A 17,597-nucleotide genomic window follows, 5' to 3' on the forward strand; every position below is an offset into this window, starting at 1 on the left:
AGCCACCGGGCGATTAGGTGACCGGCCGGTAACCCGTGCTACAGTGCGATAGAAATAAGCGATCGCTTAGAAATTTCCCGGCGGAGCGGAGGTCAACCATGGCGAAGCACTCGGCCGTCGACCCCGACGAACCGACGACCAAGTCCGAGCAGACGCGCAAGCGTCTCCGCGAGGGCGCGATGGCGTCCTTCTCCGAACTCGGTTTCCACGGCACGGGAACCCGGCACATCGCGACTGCCGCGGGAATGAGTCCCGCCGCGGTCTACGTGCACTACAGCTCGAAAGAGGAACTGCTCTTCGAGATCTCGCTCGCCGGCCACGAGGCGATCCTCCGGATAGTGCGCGATGCCGCGGCGGGCACGGACGATCCCGTCGAGCAGTTGCGCCGCTTCATTCGCGAGTTCGCGATGTACCACGCCGACCGGCACGTGAGCGCCCGCGTGGTGAACTACGAGCTCCGCGCACTCGAGCCCGACCACCGTGCGCAGATCGTCGACCTGCGCAAGCAGATCGAAGACGTGCTCGCGGCGATCCTCCACCGCGGCATCGACCAGGGAGTCTTCGACACTCCCGATCCGCGGATGGCGGCAGTTGCGATCGTCGGCAGCAGCGTCGACGTGGCCCGTTGGTTCCGCGACGGCGGCACCTGGTCGACGACCCAGGTGGCCGACTTCTACGCGGACGCCGCACTCCGCATAGCCGGAGCCAAGTCCTGAAACACCCGCAGCCCTACCCGCTGTGACCCATCGAAGAAGGAGGTGGCGCGATGCGCCGCGAAATCTACACCGAGGACCATGAAGCTTTCCGGGAGACGATCCGGGCGTTCATCGAATCCGAGATCGTGCCCGTCTACGACGAGTGGCTCGAGAACGGCATCGTGCCGCGCGACTTCTACCTGAAGATCGGCGAGCTCGGCGTCTTCGGCATCGAGGTGCCCGAGGAGTACGGCGGCGCGGGCGTGGACTCGTACAAGTACGAGGCCGTCCTGACCGAGGAGATGGCCCGCGCCGGCGTCAGCCTCGGCGGCTCCGCGGCACACATCCCGCTGTGTCTCCCTTACCTCCTCAAGCACGCCAACGAGGAGCAGAAGAAGCGCTGGCTGCCCGGCATGGCGTCCGGCGAGACCATGTTCGCCATCGCGATGACCGAGCCCGGCACCGGCTCCGACCTCGCGGGTATGCGCACCACCGCGAAGCTCTCCGAGGACGGCAGCCACTACGTCCTCAACGGCGCCAAGACCTTCATCACCGGCGGCGTCAACGCCGACCGCGTGATCGTCTGCGCACGCACCTCGGCTCCGAGCGAGACCGATCGCCGCTTCGGCATCACCCTCCTGGTCGTCGACACCAAGTCGGAGGGCTACGCCGTCGGACGCAAGCTCGACAAGCTGGGTCTGCGCACCTCCGACACCGCGGAGCTGTCGTTCACCGACGTCAAGGTCCCCGTGGAGGACCTCCTCGGCGAGGAGAACCAGGGCTTCTACTACCTCGGACAGCACCTGCCGCGCGAGCGCCTCTCGATCGCCGTCGGCGCGTACGCGCAGGGTGCGGCGGCGATCCGCTTCGCCAAGGAGTACACGCAGGAGCGTCAGGTGTTCGGCAAGCCCGTCGCCGCGTTCCAGAACACCAAGTTCGAGCTGGCCGCGTGCAAAGCGAAGGTCGACGCGATGGAAGCGGTCGTCGACCGCGCACTCGAGGCCTACGACAAGAACGAGCTGACCGCCGCCGATGCCGCGTCCGCGAAGCTGTTCTGCACCGAAGCCGCGGCCGACGTGATCGACCGCTGCCTGCAGCTGCACGGCGGCTACGGCTACATGAACGAGTACCCGATCGCCCGCCTGTACGCCGACAACCGAGTCAACCGGATCTACGGCGGTACCAGCGAGGTCATGCGCTCGATCATCGCCAAGGACATGGGTCTGTAAGGGGACATCCGACCTCCGACGCTCTAGTCTCGGGCGCGTGAGCCATCGACTGCCCGAGCCGGAGCCGAGAGACGACCCACCGCCGCGTGCGGAGCGACGCCGAAAGGCCGACGTTCCGCACGCGGCGGCGCATTCCGGCCATTCGCACGGCCATCATCACGGCGGCGGCGACCTCCCGGGCCAGCTGACTCGCTACGCGAAACCGGTGGTGATCGGACTGCTGTCCGTCGCCGCACTCGCCGTCGGCATCGGGATGATCGTGCTGTGGCCGGGCCACGCCGACCGCCCGATTCCCATGCAGTTCCGATCCGCCACGGGCGGTCCGATCCAGGTGTCCGATGCCGAGGTGATCTCGCAGATCAAGGCCGACTGCTCGTCACCGGCGACGGGCGTGGCGTCCGCGGAGTTCCCCACCGTCCCGACCACCGGTGGCCCGTGCCGGGCGTCGATCCTCAAGCTGACGTCGGGCCCTGACTCCGGGCGCTACACGGTCCTGATGATCGCGACGAACGCCGCTCAGTCTGCGGACGTCCCCGGTGCGCCGGCGGCCGACCCAGCCACCGCAGACGAACCACAGCCCGGGCAGCCCACGCTTGAGAAGGGCGACGCGATCCGCGTCAGTGCGATGCCTGGCCCGGACGGCCGCGCCCGCTACGGCTTCTACGACTACCAGCGGGGAACCGGCATCATCGTCTGGGCCATCGCCTTCGTGCTCGCGATCATCGCCGTCGCGACGTGGCGCGGCGCCCGCGCGATCGTCGGTCTGATCGTGGCCTTCGTGGTCCTCGGCTTCTTCACTCTGCCATCGATCCTCGACGGGCATTCCGTGGTCGGCGTGGCGGTGGTCTCGGCGGCCGCGATCCTGTTCGCCGTCCTCTATCTCGCGCACGGCTTCAATCTGCGGACCAGTTCGGCTCTGCTCGGCACGCTGGCCTCACTCGTCCTCGCGACCGTCCTGAGCCGTCTGGCGATATCGACGATGAGTCTCACCGGACTGTCTGCCGAATCAACCGCCAATCTGCAGTTCTACCAGGGCACCATCTCCCTCAACGGACTGCTGCTGGCCGGATTCGTGATCGGCACCATCGGAGTCCTCAACGACGTGACGATCACCCAGGCGTCGGCGACCTTCGAGCTCGCCGCGATTCCGGGACAGACCCGCCTCGGCGCATTCCGCTCGGCGATGCGCGTCGGGCGGGACCACATCGCCTCGACGGTGTACACGCTCGTCTTCGCCTATGCGGGCAGCGCCCTGCCCCTGCTCCTGTTGTTCTCGGTGGCGGCTCAGCCCTTCAGCTCACTGATCACCAGCGAGGAAGTCGCGATCGAACTGGCGCGCGCCTTCGTCGGCGGCATCGCTCTCGCGGGCAGCGTGCCGCTCACCACCGCGATCGCCGCCGCACTTGTGAGGCCGGGCGCACAGGCAACGGAGAAGTGAACGAGTTCACCTTGCACGGAAAGTGGTACTGACTAACAATCGTTAGCATGTCATCGATTCTCTACCGCGTCGGACGGTTCTCATTCCGGCACAAATGGTGGGTGCTCGCCACCTGGGTGGCCGCGCTTGTGATCGTCGCGGGAGCCGTCGGCGCACTGCAGCCGAAGTTCGCGCAGGACTTCGACCTGCCGGGCACGGACGGCGGCGTCGCGATGGAGCAGCTTCAGGAGAACTTCCCCGCGCAGAACAAGCAGCAGGAGGAACCGTCGACGATCGTCGTCGTCGCGGCGGACGACGGTCTCGCCCGCCATGCCGACGAGATTCAGTCGCTGGTCGCCGACCTCAAGACGCTCGACGAGGTTGACGCCGGGACGGTCTTCGACCCGCTCGCCGTCGCGGCCGCCAAACCGGAGATGGCCTCCGCCGTCATCGGCGACGGCGGCAAGATCGGGCTGATCAGCGTTCACCAGAAGATCAATCTGATGGACGTGGACGTCGCGACCAAGAATCAGCTGCTCGACGTGCTGGAGAAGCATCGCGGCGACGGCCTGAAGGTCGAGGCCACCGGCGGCGTCATGTCGGCGCAGGAGCCCGCGGGCAAGGCCGAGCTGATCGGCTTCGCCATCGCCTTCGTCATCATGATCATCGCCTTCGGCGCGCTCATCGCGGCCTTCATCCCGTTGGTGACCGGCATCGTCGGCGTCGGACTCACGATGATGCTGGTGACTCTCTCAGCCGAGGTCCTCTCCATCAATCAGGCCGCCACGGCGATCATCACCATGCTCGGAATCGCGGTCTCGATCGACTACGCACTGTTCATCGTCTCGCGCTACCGGTCCGAAGCCGCGCGAGGCGGTGACCGAGCCGACGCCGCGGGCCGCGCCGTCGGCACCGCCGGATCTGCGGTCGTCTTCGCCGGCCTGACGGTGATCATCGCGGTGGCCGCCCTGATGGTCATCGGTATCCCGATCATCACCCAGATGGGCCTCGGCGCGGCCGTGGCCATCCTCGTCGCCGTCCTGGCCGCGCTGACCTTCATTCCGGCGCTGCTGGGCGCCTTCGGTCGCTTCGCCTTCACACCCCGGATTCCGTGGATCAGGCACGCCGAGGAATCGAAGGACTCCGACTCCCTCGGAGTCAAGTTCGGCCGGACTCTGGTCAACAAGCCGATTCCGTTCGTCGTCGCCGGCCTCGCGATTCTGATCGTCGCGGCCATCCCGATCAAGAACATGACCCTCGGTATGGACACCGTCACCGACGACCAGGTGGCCGGACAGGAGTTGATGGCGAAGGGCTTCGGCGCCGGTGTCGCAGGTCCGCTGGTGGTGGTGATGCACACCGACGAGGGCACCATCGACGCGGCGGCGAACACCGCCGTCGCCAAGATCAAGGCGCTGCCCGGCGTCGCGGCGCCGGAAATGGTGTCCTGGACCGGCAATGGCCCGTCCCCGCAGAACCCGAACGCGGGCGCGGATTCGGCGATGATCATCGTCACGCCGCTCAGTTCGCCGTCCTCGCCGCAGACCCACGACCTGGTCGAGGCCATCCGCGACACCTCCGGGGCGGTCGAGGCACAGGGAGCGGAGATTCATGTCGGCGGCCAGACGGCGATCATGTCCGATCTCTCGGCGAAGCTCGACAAGGCACTGATCCCCTACCTCGTCGTCGTGGTGGGTCTGGCCTTCCTGATCATGATCGGGGTCTTCCGCTCCATCTGGGTTCCGCTGATCGGCACCATCGGTTTCGTGTTCTCGATGCTGGCGACGTTCGGCATCACCACGGCCATCTTCACCGACGGCACCTTCGGCCTGATCGACCACACCAAGCCGCTGCTGTCGTTCCTGCCGATCTTCCTGATCGGCGTCGTCTTCGGCCTCGCGATGGACTACCAGGTGTTCCTGGTGACCCGCATGCGTGAAGAGTTCATTCACGGCATGAGCGCGAAGGACGCGATCGTCGCCGGCTACCGCCACGGCGCCCGCGTGGTGGTGTCCGCCGCAGTCATCATGATCAGCGTCTTCGCCGCGTTCATGCTGTCGCCGGACACGACCGCCAAGATGATGGGCTTCGCCCTCGCGATCGCCGTCTTCTTCGACGCCTTCCTCGTCCGAATGGTCATCGTTCCGGGCCTGCTGGCGTTGCTCGGCAACCGCGCGTGGGGTCTGCCCCGCTGGCTCGACAAGCTGGTCCTCAACTTCGACATCGAAGGCGAGAAGGTCCGCGACCGCGGCCTGCCCTCGACCGAGACACCGGTGGCGGTGGGCGGCAACAGCCCCGAGCCGAGCCCGAGCGGGACGGCATAGAGTACGGACATGAACGACAATCCGACCGCCGCGGCCCCGAGGACCTCCTCGGGGCCGCGGCCCGGTTTACGCGAACGCCAGAAGGCCCGGACTCGGGCCGACATCCGGGCGGCAGCACTCGAGCTCTTCGACCGGAACGGCTACGAGGCGACCACCGTCGCGCAGATCGCCGAGGCGGCGAATGTCTCGCACACCACGTTCTTCCGCTACTTCCAGTCGAAGGAACAGGTCATCATCAGCGACGACCTGGATGACGAGCGCGACGCGATCCTCCAGGAGATCCCCGCCGGTCTGAGCCACTTCGGTCTCGTCCGCGAACTCATCACGCGGATGTACCGGATCGCGGAGAAGGACGAGTGGGCGGCCAATCCCGAACGGCTCCGGATTCTGCACAGCGAGCCGAGCCTGCGCGCGACGTACCAGTTCGAGTCCGACCGCGTGATCTCAGCGGCGACCGACTACTTCGCCGACTATCTCGGCGTCGCGCACGACGATTTCCGGCTCCGCGTGTTCGTCTCCGCAGTCTCCGGAGTGATGTTCCATCTCACCGACATCACCCGCACCGGCCTGGCCTCACTCGACGAATGCCTCGCAGCCCTCGACCTGATGGAGCAGGGGCTGCCGGTCTGACGGGTCGGCTGGGGGTCGGCTGATGGGGCTCCGGCTACCCGGTGCGGTCGGCGCCCCGCTCGAGACCGGTATCTCGGCCGCGTCCGCAGTACGCTGAATCCGTGGGTGGCGTGATGGGTGCGATCGGACACTACTGGTGGTTGATCTTCGTCTTCGGCGGAACGATCGGCGGTGCCGTACGTGCGCTCGGGGCATGGAACGAGCGTCGCGCCGAGCGACGGCTCGAGCGCTACCGCCTGCGGCAGGAGGCCAAGGTCGCGCTCGCCCGGGCCCAGAGCCGGGCCCGGGTGGATGCCGAATCGCTCGAGCGCGATCTGCGTCGCGCGGTCACCGAGCACCAGACCACCGACGATCGATGGTTCGGGTACGAGACGGATCTGGCGACCATCCTCGACTACCCGATGCTCGTCGACCTGCGCGAACCGCTGACCGCGGAGTTCCATCGCGCGCGCAGCCGCGCCGAACTGCTGCGTCCGTCTCCCGACGACACCTCACCCGAGGCCGTCGAACGCTATCGCGACGCCGTCCACGATTACGCGACAGCACTCGACGTGGCCGAGAAGGAGGCGCGCAGGCGCAGGCGCGGCGATTTCAATCCGGCCGAGCAGGAACGTCTCGCCCGTGCCCAGCGGCTGCTGAATCTGGCGGGCGACGAGGCTGCGAGTCCGCAGGAACGACAGCAGGCTTATGCTCGGGCGCGGCGGGAACTCGACGGGCTGATCGACCTCCCCGCGGCCGGCGCCGCGGAATTGGAGCAGCGGCTGCGCGTCGCATTGGAGGGACCGGCCCGCCCCGACAGTTGAGGACGCCGATGACCAGTGCTGACCGATCCGATTCGACCATCGGGCCGTATCGGCTCGTCCGACTCCTCGGCCGCGGCGGGATGGGCGAGGTGTACGAGGCGATCGACACTGTCAAGGACCGGACGGTGGCACTCAAACTCCTACCTCCCGGCCTCGCCGGCGACGACGCCTTCCGAGCGCGCTTCATGCGCGAATCACAGACCGTCGCCAGGCTGAACGACCCGCACATCATTCCGATCCACGACTTCGGTGAGATCGACGGTCGGCTCTTCCTCGACATGCGGATCGTGCACGGTCGCCACCTCCGCGCGCGGATCGACGACGGTCTGCGCGATCCCGGCCTGGCCGTCCATGTGATCGAACAGGTCGCTGCGGCGCTCGACGCCGCACACGCCTCCGGTCTGCTGCATCGAGACGTGAAGCCCGAGAACATCCTGCTCGACGGCCGGGACTTCGCGTACCTCGCCGATTTCGGACTCGCCCAAGCCGCCGGTCAGACTCGTCTCACGTCGACGGGAATGGCGATCGGTTCGTTCGCATACATGGCGCCCGAACGGTTCGGCTCCGAGACTCCGGTCAGCCCGCGCAGCGACGTGTACGCCTTGGCATGTGTCCTGTACGAGTGCCTCACCGGTTCCACGCCCTATCCGTCGACGAGCATCGAACAGGTCATCGCCGGCCACCTGAGCCGTCCGGTGCCACCGACGGGCACACCGTTCGACGCCGTCATCGCCGCGGGCACCGCCAAAGACCCGGCCGACCGAATCGCGTCCGCGGGTGCGTTCGCCGCTGCCGCCCGAGCGGCCCTGACCGGGCAGCGCCCCGCGGCGCCGATCCCCGCGGCACCGATTCCCGCGGCACCCATTCCCGCGCACGCGCCGACAATGGTCGCTCCGAAACCGGTGCCGACACCGACGACCGCACCGCGATCGAACCGCGCCCGAAACGGCGTCATCGCCGCCGGCGTGGCCGCCGTGGTCCTCCTCGCCGCTGGGACGATCGCCTGGCTCTACTCGTCTGGAACCGGCGGTCCCGATACGGCCGCGGCGACCAGCACCCTCAAGCCCGCGCCGGTCACCCAGACTGCGACGGTCGGAGGCACGGGGACGGTCGGAGGCACGGGGACGGTCGACGGCACGGGCGATCGATCGGAGTCCACACTGACCGAATCGGCTCACGCGGAGCCGACGCCGGTCGACGAAGTCAGTCCCGTCCCCGGCCTCGGCGCCGGAGATCTGGGCCTGCCGACACCCATCAGCCGGCCGTCGTGCAACGGGCAGGCCGTCACCGTCGTCTACAACGCGGTCACGCCGGGTGCATATGCGGCTGAGATCGCCGCGGCGCTCGCCCGGTACCCGGGTGCCTCCTATCTGCGTACCGATCACTCCTGCGCATCGCTCAAACAGTCAGAGAACGGGAACCCCGTCTACGCCGTCTACTACCCCGGTTCGTCACCGGCCGCCGCATGCGCCACCACCTCGCGCCTCGGCGGCGGAGCATACACGCGACGTCTCGATGACGTGACGCCCGTCGGTACCGACATCTGCTGAGGAGTCAGCGCGTCACCGATTCACCGGAACCCGCCACGACCTGCGGCGATGCACACCGGCCCGACTCGAGTCGCCGACCGGTCGAAGGCGTTCACCTTGAGGCGTTACCATCCTGCTGTGCTGGAAGATCTCAACAAGAAGGCCAAGAAGGCCGGACTCCACGTCGCCGACGCGAAGAAACGTGACCGTTACAGCATCCGAAAGGTCAAGAACGGCAAGCTCGTGGCCAAGAATGTCGACGCCGAGGAAGCTCTCCGAGTCATCAAGCAGTACAAGTGAATCCGATGTTGCACGCCGTCCGTAGCGCCCTGTTGAATCCGCCGCAGACCCTCGATGAACTCCGGCACATGCTCGGTGGGCGGCAGCGCGACCTGCACGGCGCCACCGTCGTCATCACCGGCGCTTCCTCCGGGATCGGTGAATCCGCGGCGCGGCTGTTCGCAGCGCGCGGCGCCACGGTGATCACCGTCGCACGACGGCCCGATGCTCTCGACGCGGTATGCGACTCCATCACCGTCGACGGCGGCACGGCCTTCCCGGTCACCGCGGACCTCTCGGATCCCGACGACGCCAAACGCCTCGCCGACGAGATCCTCGCGCGGTTCGGCGTCCCCGACATCCTCATCAACAACGCGGGGCGCTCCATCCGCCGATCAGCCCTCGACACGGTGGAGCGCTTCCACGACTACCAGCGCACGATGGCCCTCAACTACTTCGGGCCGGTCCAACTCGTTCTCGGTCTGCTGCCCGCGATGGTCGAGGCCGGGCGCGGACACATCATCAACGTCGTCACCTGGGGTGTCAGTGCCGGCGCGATGCCCAAGTTCAGCGCGTACCACGCGTCGAAGGCCGCGCTGGCCGCCTTCGGCCGGTCGCTCGACGCCGAGTGCCGGGGCACCGGAGTGGCTGTCACCAATGCCGGTTTCCCGCTCGTCCGCACTCCGATGATCGCACCGACCGCCGACTACGCCGACGCCCCCGCTCTGACCAGCGATGAGGCAGCGGCCTGGCTGATCCGCGCCGCCGACACCCGGCCCGCGGAACTCTATCCCCGGTACGCCCTGGTGCTGCGCGCCGTGGCCGCCGTGTCACCGCGGCTGGCCGGTCGGCTGACCGCCGGTCTCGGAATCTGACGGCTCGCGCGGCCCGCGTCGGTCAGTCGGGCGGCGTCCGGCCCTCGGGACGGTGCGCTGCGATCCACTCGGTCACATCGCGCAGAACGGCGTCGTGCTCGGGCTCGTTGAAGATCTCGTGTGCGAGTCCGTCGTAGATCTTCACTGTGACGTCGCCGCCGGCGAGCCTCCCGACCATTCGGGTACCCTCCGGATTCGCGAGCCTGTCGCCGCCGCCGTGCAGCGCGAGCGTCGGCGTCGTCAGACTCGGCAACCGATCCGGGAATGTGGCCATCGTCGAGATGAGGGCGCCCCCGAGACCCGCCGGGATCTTCCCGTGCCATACCAGCGGATCGGCCTCATACGCTGCGACCACATTCGGATCGCGGCTGACCGCCGACGCGGGCAGTGCGGTAGCCGGCAGTCGCGGCACCAGCCTGCCGATCACCGGGGCCAGCCTGACCATGAAGCCGGGGAGATCGTCGCCCGGCACGAGTGCGGCCCCCGACAGCACCAGCCCGTCCAGAACGCCGGGATGCTCGAGCGCGTAGTCGAGTGCGATCGCGCCGCCCATGCTGTGCCCGATCAGGAAGGTGGGGCCGTCGCCGCGGTCGGTCTGCTCGATGACCGTGTGCAGGTCGCTGGTGAAGTCGCGGAAGTCCGTCACCCCGAGCCGTCTCCCGCCCGATCTGCCGTGTCCCGCATGATCGGGAGCGACGACCACGTAGCCGAGGTCGGTGAGCCTTTGCGCGACGTGCCGATAACGTCCGGCGTGCTCCCCGAGACCGTGCGAGATGATGACGACGCCCACCGCCCCGGACTCGGGACGATGGACGTCGTAGACGATCGAGACGCCGTGGACGCCTGCCACGGACAGCGTTTGAGATCTCACTCCATCATTCTGCGTTACGCCGAGTGCCGACCGCGAGCTTTCCGTTCTCGAACAGCAGCGGATACAGCACGCCGCCGATCAGGCCGCCGATCAGCGGAAACACGAAGAACGCCCACAGCTGGCCGGGCGCGCCGTCGCCGTTGAAGAACGCCACACCCATCGACCGCGCGGGATTCACCGAGGTATTCGAGATCGGGATCGAGATCAAGTGGATCAGGGTCAGCGTGAGGCCGATCGCCAACGGGCCGAAGCCCTTCGGCGCGCGACCGTCGGTGGCGCCCAGGATGACGATGATGAAGAAGGCGGTGAGCAGCACCTCCGCGATCGCGACCGCGGCCAGAGAGTAGCCGCCGGGAGAGTGATCGCCGAAGCCGTTCGCCGCCATGTTTCCGGTCGCGTCCCAGCCGGGCTTGCCCTGTGCGATACCGAATATCGCGGCACCCGCGATCAGACCGCCGACGAGCTGCGAGATCCAGTATCCGGGGACGTCGCGCCACGGAAGTCGCCCGCCGACTGCGGCCCCGAGAGTGACGGCGGGGTTGAAGTGCCCGCCGGAGATGTGACCCACCGCGTACGCCATGGTGACGACCGTGAGACCGAAGGCCAGTGCGACGCCGAGGAAGCCGACGCCGACCTGGATCTGCATCACGTCGCCGCTGTCGTTGGTGGCGTCCGCGACCTGTTTTGCGGCGAATACCGCGGTACCCGCGCCGCCGAATACGAGCCAGAATGTTCCGAACAGTTCAGCCAGCCATTTGGCCGGAGTGGAGACGGATTCCGTCATAGGGCCCTCCTCGTTCGATGTCCCCTTGTCGGGCGACACTACGAGATCTCGGCCACAATCGGACGAATCGTGTTTCAGCTGAGACCAATTCGCGATGCGATGCCCCGGCCCATCGCCTCGATCGTGTGCCCCGCGTTCTCGATCATCTCGATCGGCCGGAACGCCGGTTCCGCCACGGCGACGATGGTCTCGACACGTCCGACGACCTTCTCCAATCGCACCACCACGGCGGCCATCCGGCCGACGGTCTCGTCGACCTTCGAGAGGGTGGTGTTGAGCTCGTCGAGGGTCACGTTGAGCTTCTCGATCGTGGAGTCCAGACCGTCGATCGTCTTGCCCATCGAGCCGAGCACCGGCCCGACATCGCCGAGGATGCCCTCTACCTGATCCACCGTCTGATCTGCGTTGAGAGCGGCCTGAGCCAACTTCCGCAGACGCTGACGATCTCCGCCGCGGGACGGGCGGTCGACGATCGGATTGATAGCCATGACTGCGAGTATGACGGGTTCTTCGCGGAGATGGAACAAATCTCGGCACGATGGCGTTTCAGATGAGTGAAGTCGTTCAAATCTGAACTACTCATCCGATCAGGAGGACGCCATGCCCGCCGTCACCGCAGACACCTCGACCCTGCCTCGACTCTCGGAGACCACACCGACCAGCACCGACCGCACCGTCACCGGCATCACCACCGGCCCCCGCGGCTACGAGGGCGAGGGCTTCCCGGTGGTCCGCGCCTTCGCCGGAGTGCCCGCGCATCGCCTCGACCCGTTCGTTCACATGGACCAGATGGGCGAGGTGGAGTACGAGCCGGGCGAGCCGCGCGGCACCGACTGGCATCCGCATCGGGGATTCGAGACGGTCACCTACATGATCGACGGCCGTTTCCAGCACCAGGATTCCACCGGCGGCGGCGGGCTGATCGAGAACGGCGCCACCCAGTGGATGACGGCGGGCTCGGGCATCCTTCACATCGAGACCCCACCGGCGGAGCTGGTCGAGTCCGGCGGTGCCTTCCACGGCATCCAGCTCTGGGTGAACCTGCCCGCAGCCGACAAGTTCCTGACCCCGCAATACCAGAACCTCGAGGGCGGACAAGTCGAGTTGCTCGCCTCCTCCGACGGCGGCGCACTGGTGCGCATCATCGCCGGCGAGATCGACGGCCACCACGGTCCCGGGTCCACCCACACACCGATCACCTTCGCCCACGCAACCGTCCAGCCCGGGGCTCGGCTGTCGGTGCCCTGGCGCACCGACTTCAACGCGCTCGTCTATGTTCTCTCCGGGCGCGGTCGGGTCGGCGCCGAACAACGCCCCATCGAGGGCGGACAACTCGCGGTGCTCGGCGCCGGCGATCGGATCGCCGTCTCAGCGGACGCCGCTCAGGACTCGAACCGCCCGGCTCTGGAGGTCCTGCTGCTCGGCGGTCGGCCCATCCGCGAACCCGTCGTCCAATACGGACCGTTCGTCATGAACACCCGGCAGCAACTGATCGAGGCGATGGAGGACTACCGGGCCGGACGATTCGGCCTCATTCCGCCGAACGCCCTGATGCCGCACGTTGCACGATGACCGATCCAGCCGCCCGGGCGGCGTGGCGACTGTTCATCGAGAACTCCGCTCGACTGCAGACCGAACTCGACCGGCGACTGCGATCGTCCGCGGGCATGTGTCTGGCCGACTATCACGTGCTGCTCCTGCTGCACGAATCTCCCGACCGCCGACTGCGGATGAACGAACTCGGTCGGCGCATGGTGTTCTCCGCGTCGCGGCTGTCGTATCAGGTGGACGTCCTCTGCCGTCGCGGCTGGCTGCGCCGGGAGAACGCCGCCGAAGACCGTCGCGGCAGCTATGCGGTCATCACCGAGGACGGTGCCGCGGTATTCGAGGCCGCGGCACTCGTCCACGCGGCCGACGTCGACGAACTGTTCTTCCATGCCATCGGCGACGGCGACGCCGCCGCGCTCGCCGGTGTGATGCGCCGCCTCGCCGACCACCTCGACCGAAATGAGAACCGATGACTGTCACCGTGATTCCCGCCGCCGATCGCCATTTCTGGGCCAACGAATGGCTCAGCTCCCGGCAGTCGTTCCCGGGAACGGGCAACTTCGACATCTTCGCGAACGCACACGGCGTGCTCGCGATGCACAACGACGACGTCGTGGATCCCGGCGAAGGACTCGACGCCCATCACCACCAGAACATGGAGATCGTGACCTGGGTGGTCGAAGGCTCGCTCATCCATCGGGATTCGCACGGTCACACGGTCACTCTCGAAGCGGGTCAGGCCGGAGCCATGACGGCCGGGCGGGGCATCACCCACTCCGAGCGCAACGCCGCCTCGCGCGCGTCGGGGCGACGCCTGCGGGTGATCCAGATGTGGGTGCCACCGCATGCCGATGAACTGGAACCCGACCACGGCTACCGCGACTTCGGCTCCCGGCTTGCCGCGGGCGACCCGGTGGTCGTGGCGTCCGGACGACCGCAGCACGCCGGATCCGACGCGTTGACGATCGCCAACAGGTACGCCGCCCTGCACGTCGCGCGCCCGCGTCCGGGACGGGCGATCACCCTGCCGGCCGCCCCGTTCGCCCACCTGTTCGTCGTGCGCGGCGAGGTCTCCGCGAGCAGCCGCGAGCTCCCCCGGGCCCCGATCGCCGAAGGGGACGCCGTGCGGTTCACCGACGGCGGCGAGGTCACGCTGGAAGCGAGCACCGACGCCGAGATCCTGTACTGGGAGATGCACGCGAGCTTCGACGCGGCTCGTCCGGCGTGAGAACGGCCCGCGTGCCATCCTGGATGACATGAGCCTCGTGGACCTCACCCCGGAAACTCTGGCCTCCCGCGTCGACGACCTGATGGATCGCGCTCGCGCCGACCTGGCGCAACTGGTCGCGTTCCCCTCGATCCACATCGATCCCGCTCGCGCCGATGCGAGCCGGGCCAGCGCCGAATGGGTGGCGCGGGCTTTCTCCGAGCTCGGCTTCGACACCGAGGTCATTGTGACCTCCGACGGCTCGCCCGCCATCGTCGGTCATCGCGCCGGCCCCGCAGGCAGTCCCACGGTAGCCCTCTACAGCCATCACGACGTCCAGCCCGCGGGCGATGAATCCTTGTGGCGGACACCGCCTTTCGAACTCGTCGAGGACGGTGGACGGTGGTACGGGCGCGGCAGCGCCGATTGCAAGGGAAACGTGGTGGCTCACCTCACCGCGCTGCGTGCCCTCGGCGACGGGGCCGCGTGCAACGTGCGGTTGATCATCGAGGGCTCGGAGGAGGCCGGGGGCGAGGGACTCGATGAACTCGTCCGCACCCGCCCGGACCTGTTCGACGCCGACCTGATTCTGATCGGCGACACCGGGAACATCGCGGTCGGTGTCCCGACCCTCACCACCAGCCTGCGCGGCGTCGTGAACGTGAAGGTGACCGTCTCCGCTCTGGAGAACGGCGTCCACTCCGGAGCTGCAGGCGGCCCCGCGCCCGACGCGATGGCGGCGCTCGTCGCCGGACTCGCGTCGCTGCGCAACGCTGCGGGCGACACCACGATCGACGGCCTGCGCAGCGACCAGAAGTGGGAGGGCTTCGCATTCACTCCCGAGCAGTTCCAGGAGACCGTCGGCGCACTGCCCGGCACCGAGGTCCTCGGCAGCGGCACGCCTGCCGACATGGCGTGGGCCCGCCCCGCGGTCACCGTGATCGGGCTCGACGCTCCGAGCACGGACGAGTGCGCTGCGGCGATCATGCCGACCGCCGCGGCGATGCTCAACCTGCGCGTGCCGCCCGGCACCGATCCGCGGGAGTCGTACGAGTTGCTCGTCGCTCATCTGCGCAAGCACATCCCGTGGGGTGTGCGCGTGGAGTTCGAACCGGACGCCTTCGGGGGTCCGTTCTCCGCCGATCCGACCGGTCCGGGCTACCGGCAACTCATCGATGCGATGTCGACCGCGTACGACGGTCTGCCGGTGCAGTTCTCCGGTCAGGGCGGATCGATTCCGCTGTGCACGGTGCTCGCCGAAACGGTGCCGCGCGCAGAGATCGCGCTGCTCGGAGTCGAGGAACCGATGTGTGCGATCCACGCTCCCAACGAGAGTGTCGACCCCGGCGAGATCCGTCGCACGGCCCTCACTGAGGCGATTCTCTTGAGTTCGTTCGGTCGCTGAGCCGCCCGGGGACACGCCGGGGACGCAGCCGGGTTCAGCGCACCGGATTCGCAGCCGGCGGGCACTGCCCGGCCGGCATGTTCTTCAGGTTTCGCTGCACCCAGTCGCCCAGGCGAGTCAGCATGGCGGCACCGTCCTCGAAACGTCCGCTCGCGGGGACGGCCACCAGGCTCACGCCGACCCGGCCACGAGGCGTGGTCGCGACCGCGAGTTGCCGCACGACGTACTTGCCGGTCGCGTCCGACACCGGGCCCCAGCCGCCCTTCACTGCCGTCTGAACGCCCTTCTTCCCGTTCGCCAGCCCCCACCGCTGATTCGGTCCCACCGAACTCATATAGGCGAGGAGCGGATCTGATCCGGCCAGGCAGGGCAGATTCGCCGCGAACACCGATTGATCGGTGGTCGCCCACTGGGTGGCGCCGGGATAGCTCGCGGGGCGGCTCAGCTCGGACGAGATCCGCGTCCGAGAGTCACCGCCCTCGCGCAAGACCGCACTGACGGCGTCGATCGCCTGTCGCGTCGAGCCGAGTGAGTCCCAGATCGCCTCGGCCGAAGCGTTATCCGAGTCTCGGATCGACTTGGTCTCCATCGGCTCGAGGCCGGCGACGTGGGCCCGTTCCGCGGCCACCGCAACCGGCGCCTTCAGCGTCGACCACGCCCGCGCCGTCCGCACCGTTCCGAAGAACAGCGGCTCACCGGTTCCCGTCGCGGTGACGGCGAGACCCACGCGCCCAGGATTCGCCTTGACGATGCTCTTGCTGAGCTTGTCGAAGCTCTTACCCAGGTCGACCGGCGGCGGCGGACTCGGAATCCCCGGAATCGCGGGCAACGGCGGAAGCACATTCGGCAACGGCAGCGGCGGTGCGGCCTGCGCCACCCCGCTACCCGCGGCCGTCACCGCAACCGCCGCGCAGACTGTCGCACACCATCGAACCATTCGCAACACAAGCACCTCTTGCAACATTGACAACTTCAGTCACATTAGTGCAGGGCAATCGCCACCGACAGCGTCGTACCGCAGACGCAATCGCAGCGTTGCGGACGTGTTACCGGGGCGGCGGTGTCAGACGGCGGAAGTCACGAGGGGCACCGTCCACCGGGCAGCGCCCCGAGGTGCTTCGAGAGCCACTGGGCGACACCGTCGAGCACCTGGGTTCCGGGCTCCATCGATCCCGCCGACGTCTGGGTGCTCATCGCGACCCCGACCTGCCGGCCGTCGCGCAGCGTGAGCAGACCGATCTGGCGGACCAGGTAGCCGCCGGAGACACTCGGTCCCCAGCCGCCCTTCACCGCGGTCTGGCGGCCCGGTACGGACTCGAGCCCCCATTGCTGGTTACCGGCGACGTTCCGCATCAACGAGACGATCCGCCCGGTGTCGGGCAGGCACGGCAGATGCGCCGAGAACACCGCCGCATCCGCCAGACGCCACGTGGTCTGCCCGAAGACCGTGAACTCCGGGCGCAACCGGCGCGAGGGCACCGTGGTGTGTTCGTCGCCCCCTTCGCGCAGTACGCGCGTCACGGCCGCCGCGGCCTCCGCCGGCGACCCCAGCGACGCCCACAGGGATTCAGCGGCGGCGTTGTCGGAGGCCACGATCGCGGCCGTCTCGGCGTCACTCGGCCCGTTCTTCCGCTGCGCGGCAACAGCCAGAGGCACCTTGATCGTCGACCACGCGACCTGCGGTGACTGGTCACCGAAGGTCATCGCCGCACCGCCGCCGACCGGAACGAGAGCGAGCCCCACGGGAGCGGCCAGCGTCTTGGCCATCGCGTCGAAGCTCGCGGTCAACGCCGCATCGGTCGTCGCCGCCTCGGTGCGCGACGCCGGGCCGACCGGGTCGGACGACGCAACCGGTGAGCCCGCGGTCTCGGTCACCACGACGGTGGCCACCGCGTGTCCGTCGCCGTCGGACGTCCCGCACGCCGCGGTCGGGACCAGGCACGCCACCGCAGCCGCCACCGCGGCCGCCCGGCGTACCGCGGTCCGCCTCGTCACCGTGAT

At 68.1% G+C, this 17,597-nt stretch carries 18 protein-coding genes; 13 read left to right on the top strand and 5 right to left on the bottom strand.

From position 1 onward, the window contains the following. Positions 1–98: 98 nt before the first annotated feature. The 9 genes from ACE11G_RS13095 (at position 99) to ACE11G_RS13135 (ending at position 9,781) form a co-directional block, all read left to right on the top strand. The gene (locus tag ACE11G_RS13095) at positions 99–716 is read left to right on the top strand and encodes a TetR/AcrR family transcriptional regulator (protein WP_006897545.1); all 618 of its coding nucleotides are present in this window, start codon (positions 99–101) and stop codon (positions 714–716) included. Between the two features lie 50 nt (positions 717–766). Continuing rightward, a complete protein-coding gene (locus ACE11G_RS13100) occupies positions 767–1,924 on the top strand; it encodes an acyl-CoA dehydrogenase family protein (RefSeq protein WP_006897546.1) in 1,158 nt (385 codons plus the stop codon). Positions 1,925–1,961: 37 nt separating this feature from the next. After that, entirely contained in the window at positions 1,962–3,362 is a 1,401-nt protein-coding gene (locus ACE11G_RS13105; RefSeq protein ID WP_006897547.1) for a YibE/F family protein, read from the top strand. Positions 3,363–3,409: 47 nt separating this feature from the next. Further along, the gene (locus ACE11G_RS13110; protein ID WP_006897548.1) at positions 3,410–5,665 is read left to right on the top strand and encodes an MMPL family transporter; all 2,256 of its coding nucleotides are present in this window, start codon (positions 3,410–3,412) and stop codon (positions 5,663–5,665) included. A 9-nt stretch (positions 5,666–5,674) separates the two neighbouring features. Then, a complete protein-coding gene (locus ACE11G_RS13115) occupies positions 5,675–6,295 on the top strand; it encodes a TetR/AcrR family transcriptional regulator (RefSeq protein ID WP_045536895.1) in 621 nt (206 codons plus the stop codon). Between the two features lie 113 nt (positions 6,296–6,408). Continuing rightward, positions 6,409–7,098 carry a hypothetical protein gene (locus ACE11G_RS13120; protein ID WP_006897550.1) on the top strand — a complete coding sequence of 230 codons (690 nt, stop codon included), beginning with the start codon at positions 6,409–6,411 and terminating at the stop codon, positions 7,096–7,098. An 8-nt stretch (positions 7,099–7,106) separates the two neighbouring features. After that, positions 7,107–8,648 (top strand): serine/threonine-protein kinase, encoded by a 1,542-nt coding sequence (locus ACE11G_RS13125; protein ID WP_006897551.1) that lies wholly within the window; start codon positions 7,107–7,109, stop codon positions 8,646–8,648. 117 nt (positions 8,649–8,765) lie between these two features. Further along, positions 8,766–8,927 carry a hypothetical protein gene (locus tag ACE11G_RS13130; protein ID WP_006897552.1) on the top strand — a complete coding sequence of 54 codons (162 nt, stop codon included), beginning with the start codon at positions 8,766–8,768 and terminating at the stop codon, positions 8,925–8,927. Continuing rightward, positions 8,924–9,781: an SDR family NAD(P)-dependent oxidoreductase gene (locus ACE11G_RS13135; protein ID WP_082781352.1), complete on the top strand. Its 858-nt coding sequence runs from the start codon at positions 8,924–8,926 to the stop codon at positions 9,779–9,781. The genes ACE11G_RS13130 and ACE11G_RS13135 overlap by 4 nt, the downstream gene beginning before the upstream one ends. Positions 9,782–9,803: 22 nt before the next feature. Here the strand turns inward: ACE11G_RS13135 and ACE11G_RS13140 are convergent, their stop codons facing one another. The 3 genes from ACE11G_RS13140 to ACE11G_RS13150 form a co-directional block, all read right to left on the bottom strand. Further along, complete coding sequence (locus tag ACE11G_RS13140; RefSeq protein ID WP_006897554.1) at positions 9,804–10,652, bottom strand: alpha/beta hydrolase; 849 nt, start codon at positions 10,650–10,652, stop codon at positions 9,804–9,806. 4 nt (positions 10,653–10,656) lie between these two features. Further along, a complete protein-coding gene (aqpZ, locus tag ACE11G_RS13145; protein ID WP_006897555.1) occupies positions 10,657–11,436 on the bottom strand; it encodes an aquaporin Z in 780 nt (259 codons plus the stop codon). Between the two features lie 74 nt (positions 11,437–11,510). Then, positions 11,511–11,924, bottom strand: a complete 414-nt coding sequence (locus tag ACE11G_RS13150) for a hypothetical protein (RefSeq protein WP_006897557.1) — start codon at positions 11,922–11,924, stop codon at positions 11,511–11,513. Positions 11,925–12,036: 112 nt separating this feature from the next. Here ACE11G_RS13150 and ACE11G_RS13155 point away from each other — a divergent pair, with 112 nt between their 5' ends. The 4 genes from ACE11G_RS13155 to ACE11G_RS13170 are packed head-to-tail and all read left to right on the top strand — an operon-like array spanning position 12,037 to position 15,596. Further along, positions 12,037–13,008, top strand: a complete 972-nt coding sequence (locus tag ACE11G_RS13155; RefSeq protein ID WP_006897558.1) for a pirin family protein — start codon at positions 12,037–12,039, stop codon at positions 13,006–13,008. Beyond that, positions 13,005–13,457, top strand: coding sequence for a MarR family winged helix-turn-helix transcriptional regulator (locus ACE11G_RS13160; RefSeq protein WP_006897559.1), 453 nt, complete (start codon positions 13,005–13,007; stop codon positions 13,455–13,457). The genes ACE11G_RS13155 and ACE11G_RS13160 overlap by 4 nt, the downstream gene beginning before the upstream one ends. Beyond that, a complete protein-coding gene (locus tag ACE11G_RS13165) occupies positions 13,454–14,212 on the top strand; it encodes a pirin family protein (RefSeq protein WP_006897560.1) in 759 nt (252 codons plus the stop codon). Before ACE11G_RS13160 ends, ACE11G_RS13165 begins: the two co-directional genes overlap by 4 nt. Before the next feature lie 28 nt (positions 14,213–14,240). Beyond that, positions 14,241–15,596 carry a dipeptidase gene (locus tag ACE11G_RS13170; RefSeq protein ID WP_006897561.1) on the top strand — a complete coding sequence of 452 codons (1,356 nt, stop codon included), beginning with the start codon at positions 14,241–14,243 and terminating at the stop codon, positions 15,594–15,596. 34 nt (positions 15,597–15,630) lie between these two features. Here the strand turns inward: ACE11G_RS13170 and ACE11G_RS13175 are convergent, their stop codons facing one another. Further along, positions 15,631–16,494, bottom strand: a complete 864-nt coding sequence (locus ACE11G_RS13175) for a hypothetical protein (protein WP_006897562.1) — start codon at positions 16,492–16,494, stop codon at positions 15,631–15,633. A 179-nt stretch (positions 16,495–16,673) separates the two neighbouring features. Beyond that, positions 16,674–17,591, bottom strand: a complete 918-nt coding sequence (locus tag ACE11G_RS13180; RefSeq protein ID WP_222111297.1) for a hypothetical protein — start codon at positions 17,589–17,591, stop codon at positions 16,674–16,676. Between the last annotated feature and the right edge of the window lie 6 nt (positions 17,592–17,597).

Origin of the sequence: Gordonia sp. PS3 (assembly GCF_041950545.1) — a bacterium.
GTDB classification, from domain to species: Bacteria; Actinomycetota; Actinomycetes; order Mycobacteriales; family Mycobacteriaceae; genus Gordonia; species Gordonia sihwensis.

Excerpts from the sequence above, each read along its gene's own strand:
- ACE11G_RS13120 (WP_006897550.1), top strand. The coding sequence starts at position 6,409 with ATGGGTGCGATCGGACACTACTGGTGGTTGATCTTCGTCTTCGGCGGA.
- ACE11G_RS13110 (WP_006897548.1), top strand. The coding sequence starts at position 3,410 with ATGTCATCGATTCTCTACCGCGTCGGACGGTTCTCATTCCGGCACAAA.
- ACE11G_RS13160 (WP_006897559.1), top strand. The coding sequence starts at position 13,005 with ATGACCGATCCAGCCGCCCGGGCGGCGTGGCGACTGTTCATCGAGAAC.
- ACE11G_RS13100 (WP_006897546.1), top strand. The coding sequence starts at position 767 with ATGCGCCGCGAAATCTACACCGAGGACCATGAAGCTTTCCGGGAGACG.
- ACE11G_RS13125 (WP_006897551.1), top strand. The coding sequence starts at position 7,107 with ATGACCAGTGCTGACCGATCCGATTCGACCATCGGGCCGTATCGGCTC.
- ACE11G_RS13170 (WP_006897561.1), top strand. The coding sequence starts at position 14,241 with ATGAGCCTCGTGGACCTCACCCCGGAAACTCTGGCCTCCCGCGTCGAC.
- ACE11G_RS13155 (WP_006897558.1), top strand. The coding sequence starts at position 12,037 with ATGCCCGCCGTCACCGCAGACACCTCGACCCTGCCTCGACTCTCGGAG.
- aqpZ (WP_006897555.1), bottom strand. The coding sequence starts at position 11,436 with ATGACGGAATCCGTCTCCACTCCGGCCAAATGGCTGGCTGAACTGTTC.
- ACE11G_RS13150 (WP_006897557.1), bottom strand. The coding sequence starts at position 11,924 with ATGGCTATCAATCCGATCGTCGACCGCCCGTCCCGCGGCGGAGATCGT.
- ACE11G_RS13095 (WP_006897545.1), top strand. The coding sequence starts at position 99 with ATGGCGAAGCACTCGGCCGTCGACCCCGACGAACCGACGACCAAGTCC.
- ACE11G_RS13115 (WP_045536895.1), top strand. The coding sequence starts at position 5,675 with ATGAACGACAATCCGACCGCCGCGGCCCCGAGGACCTCCTCGGGGCCG.
- ACE11G_RS13165 (WP_006897560.1), top strand. The coding sequence starts at position 13,454 with ATGACTGTCACCGTGATTCCCGCCGCCGATCGCCATTTCTGGGCCAAC.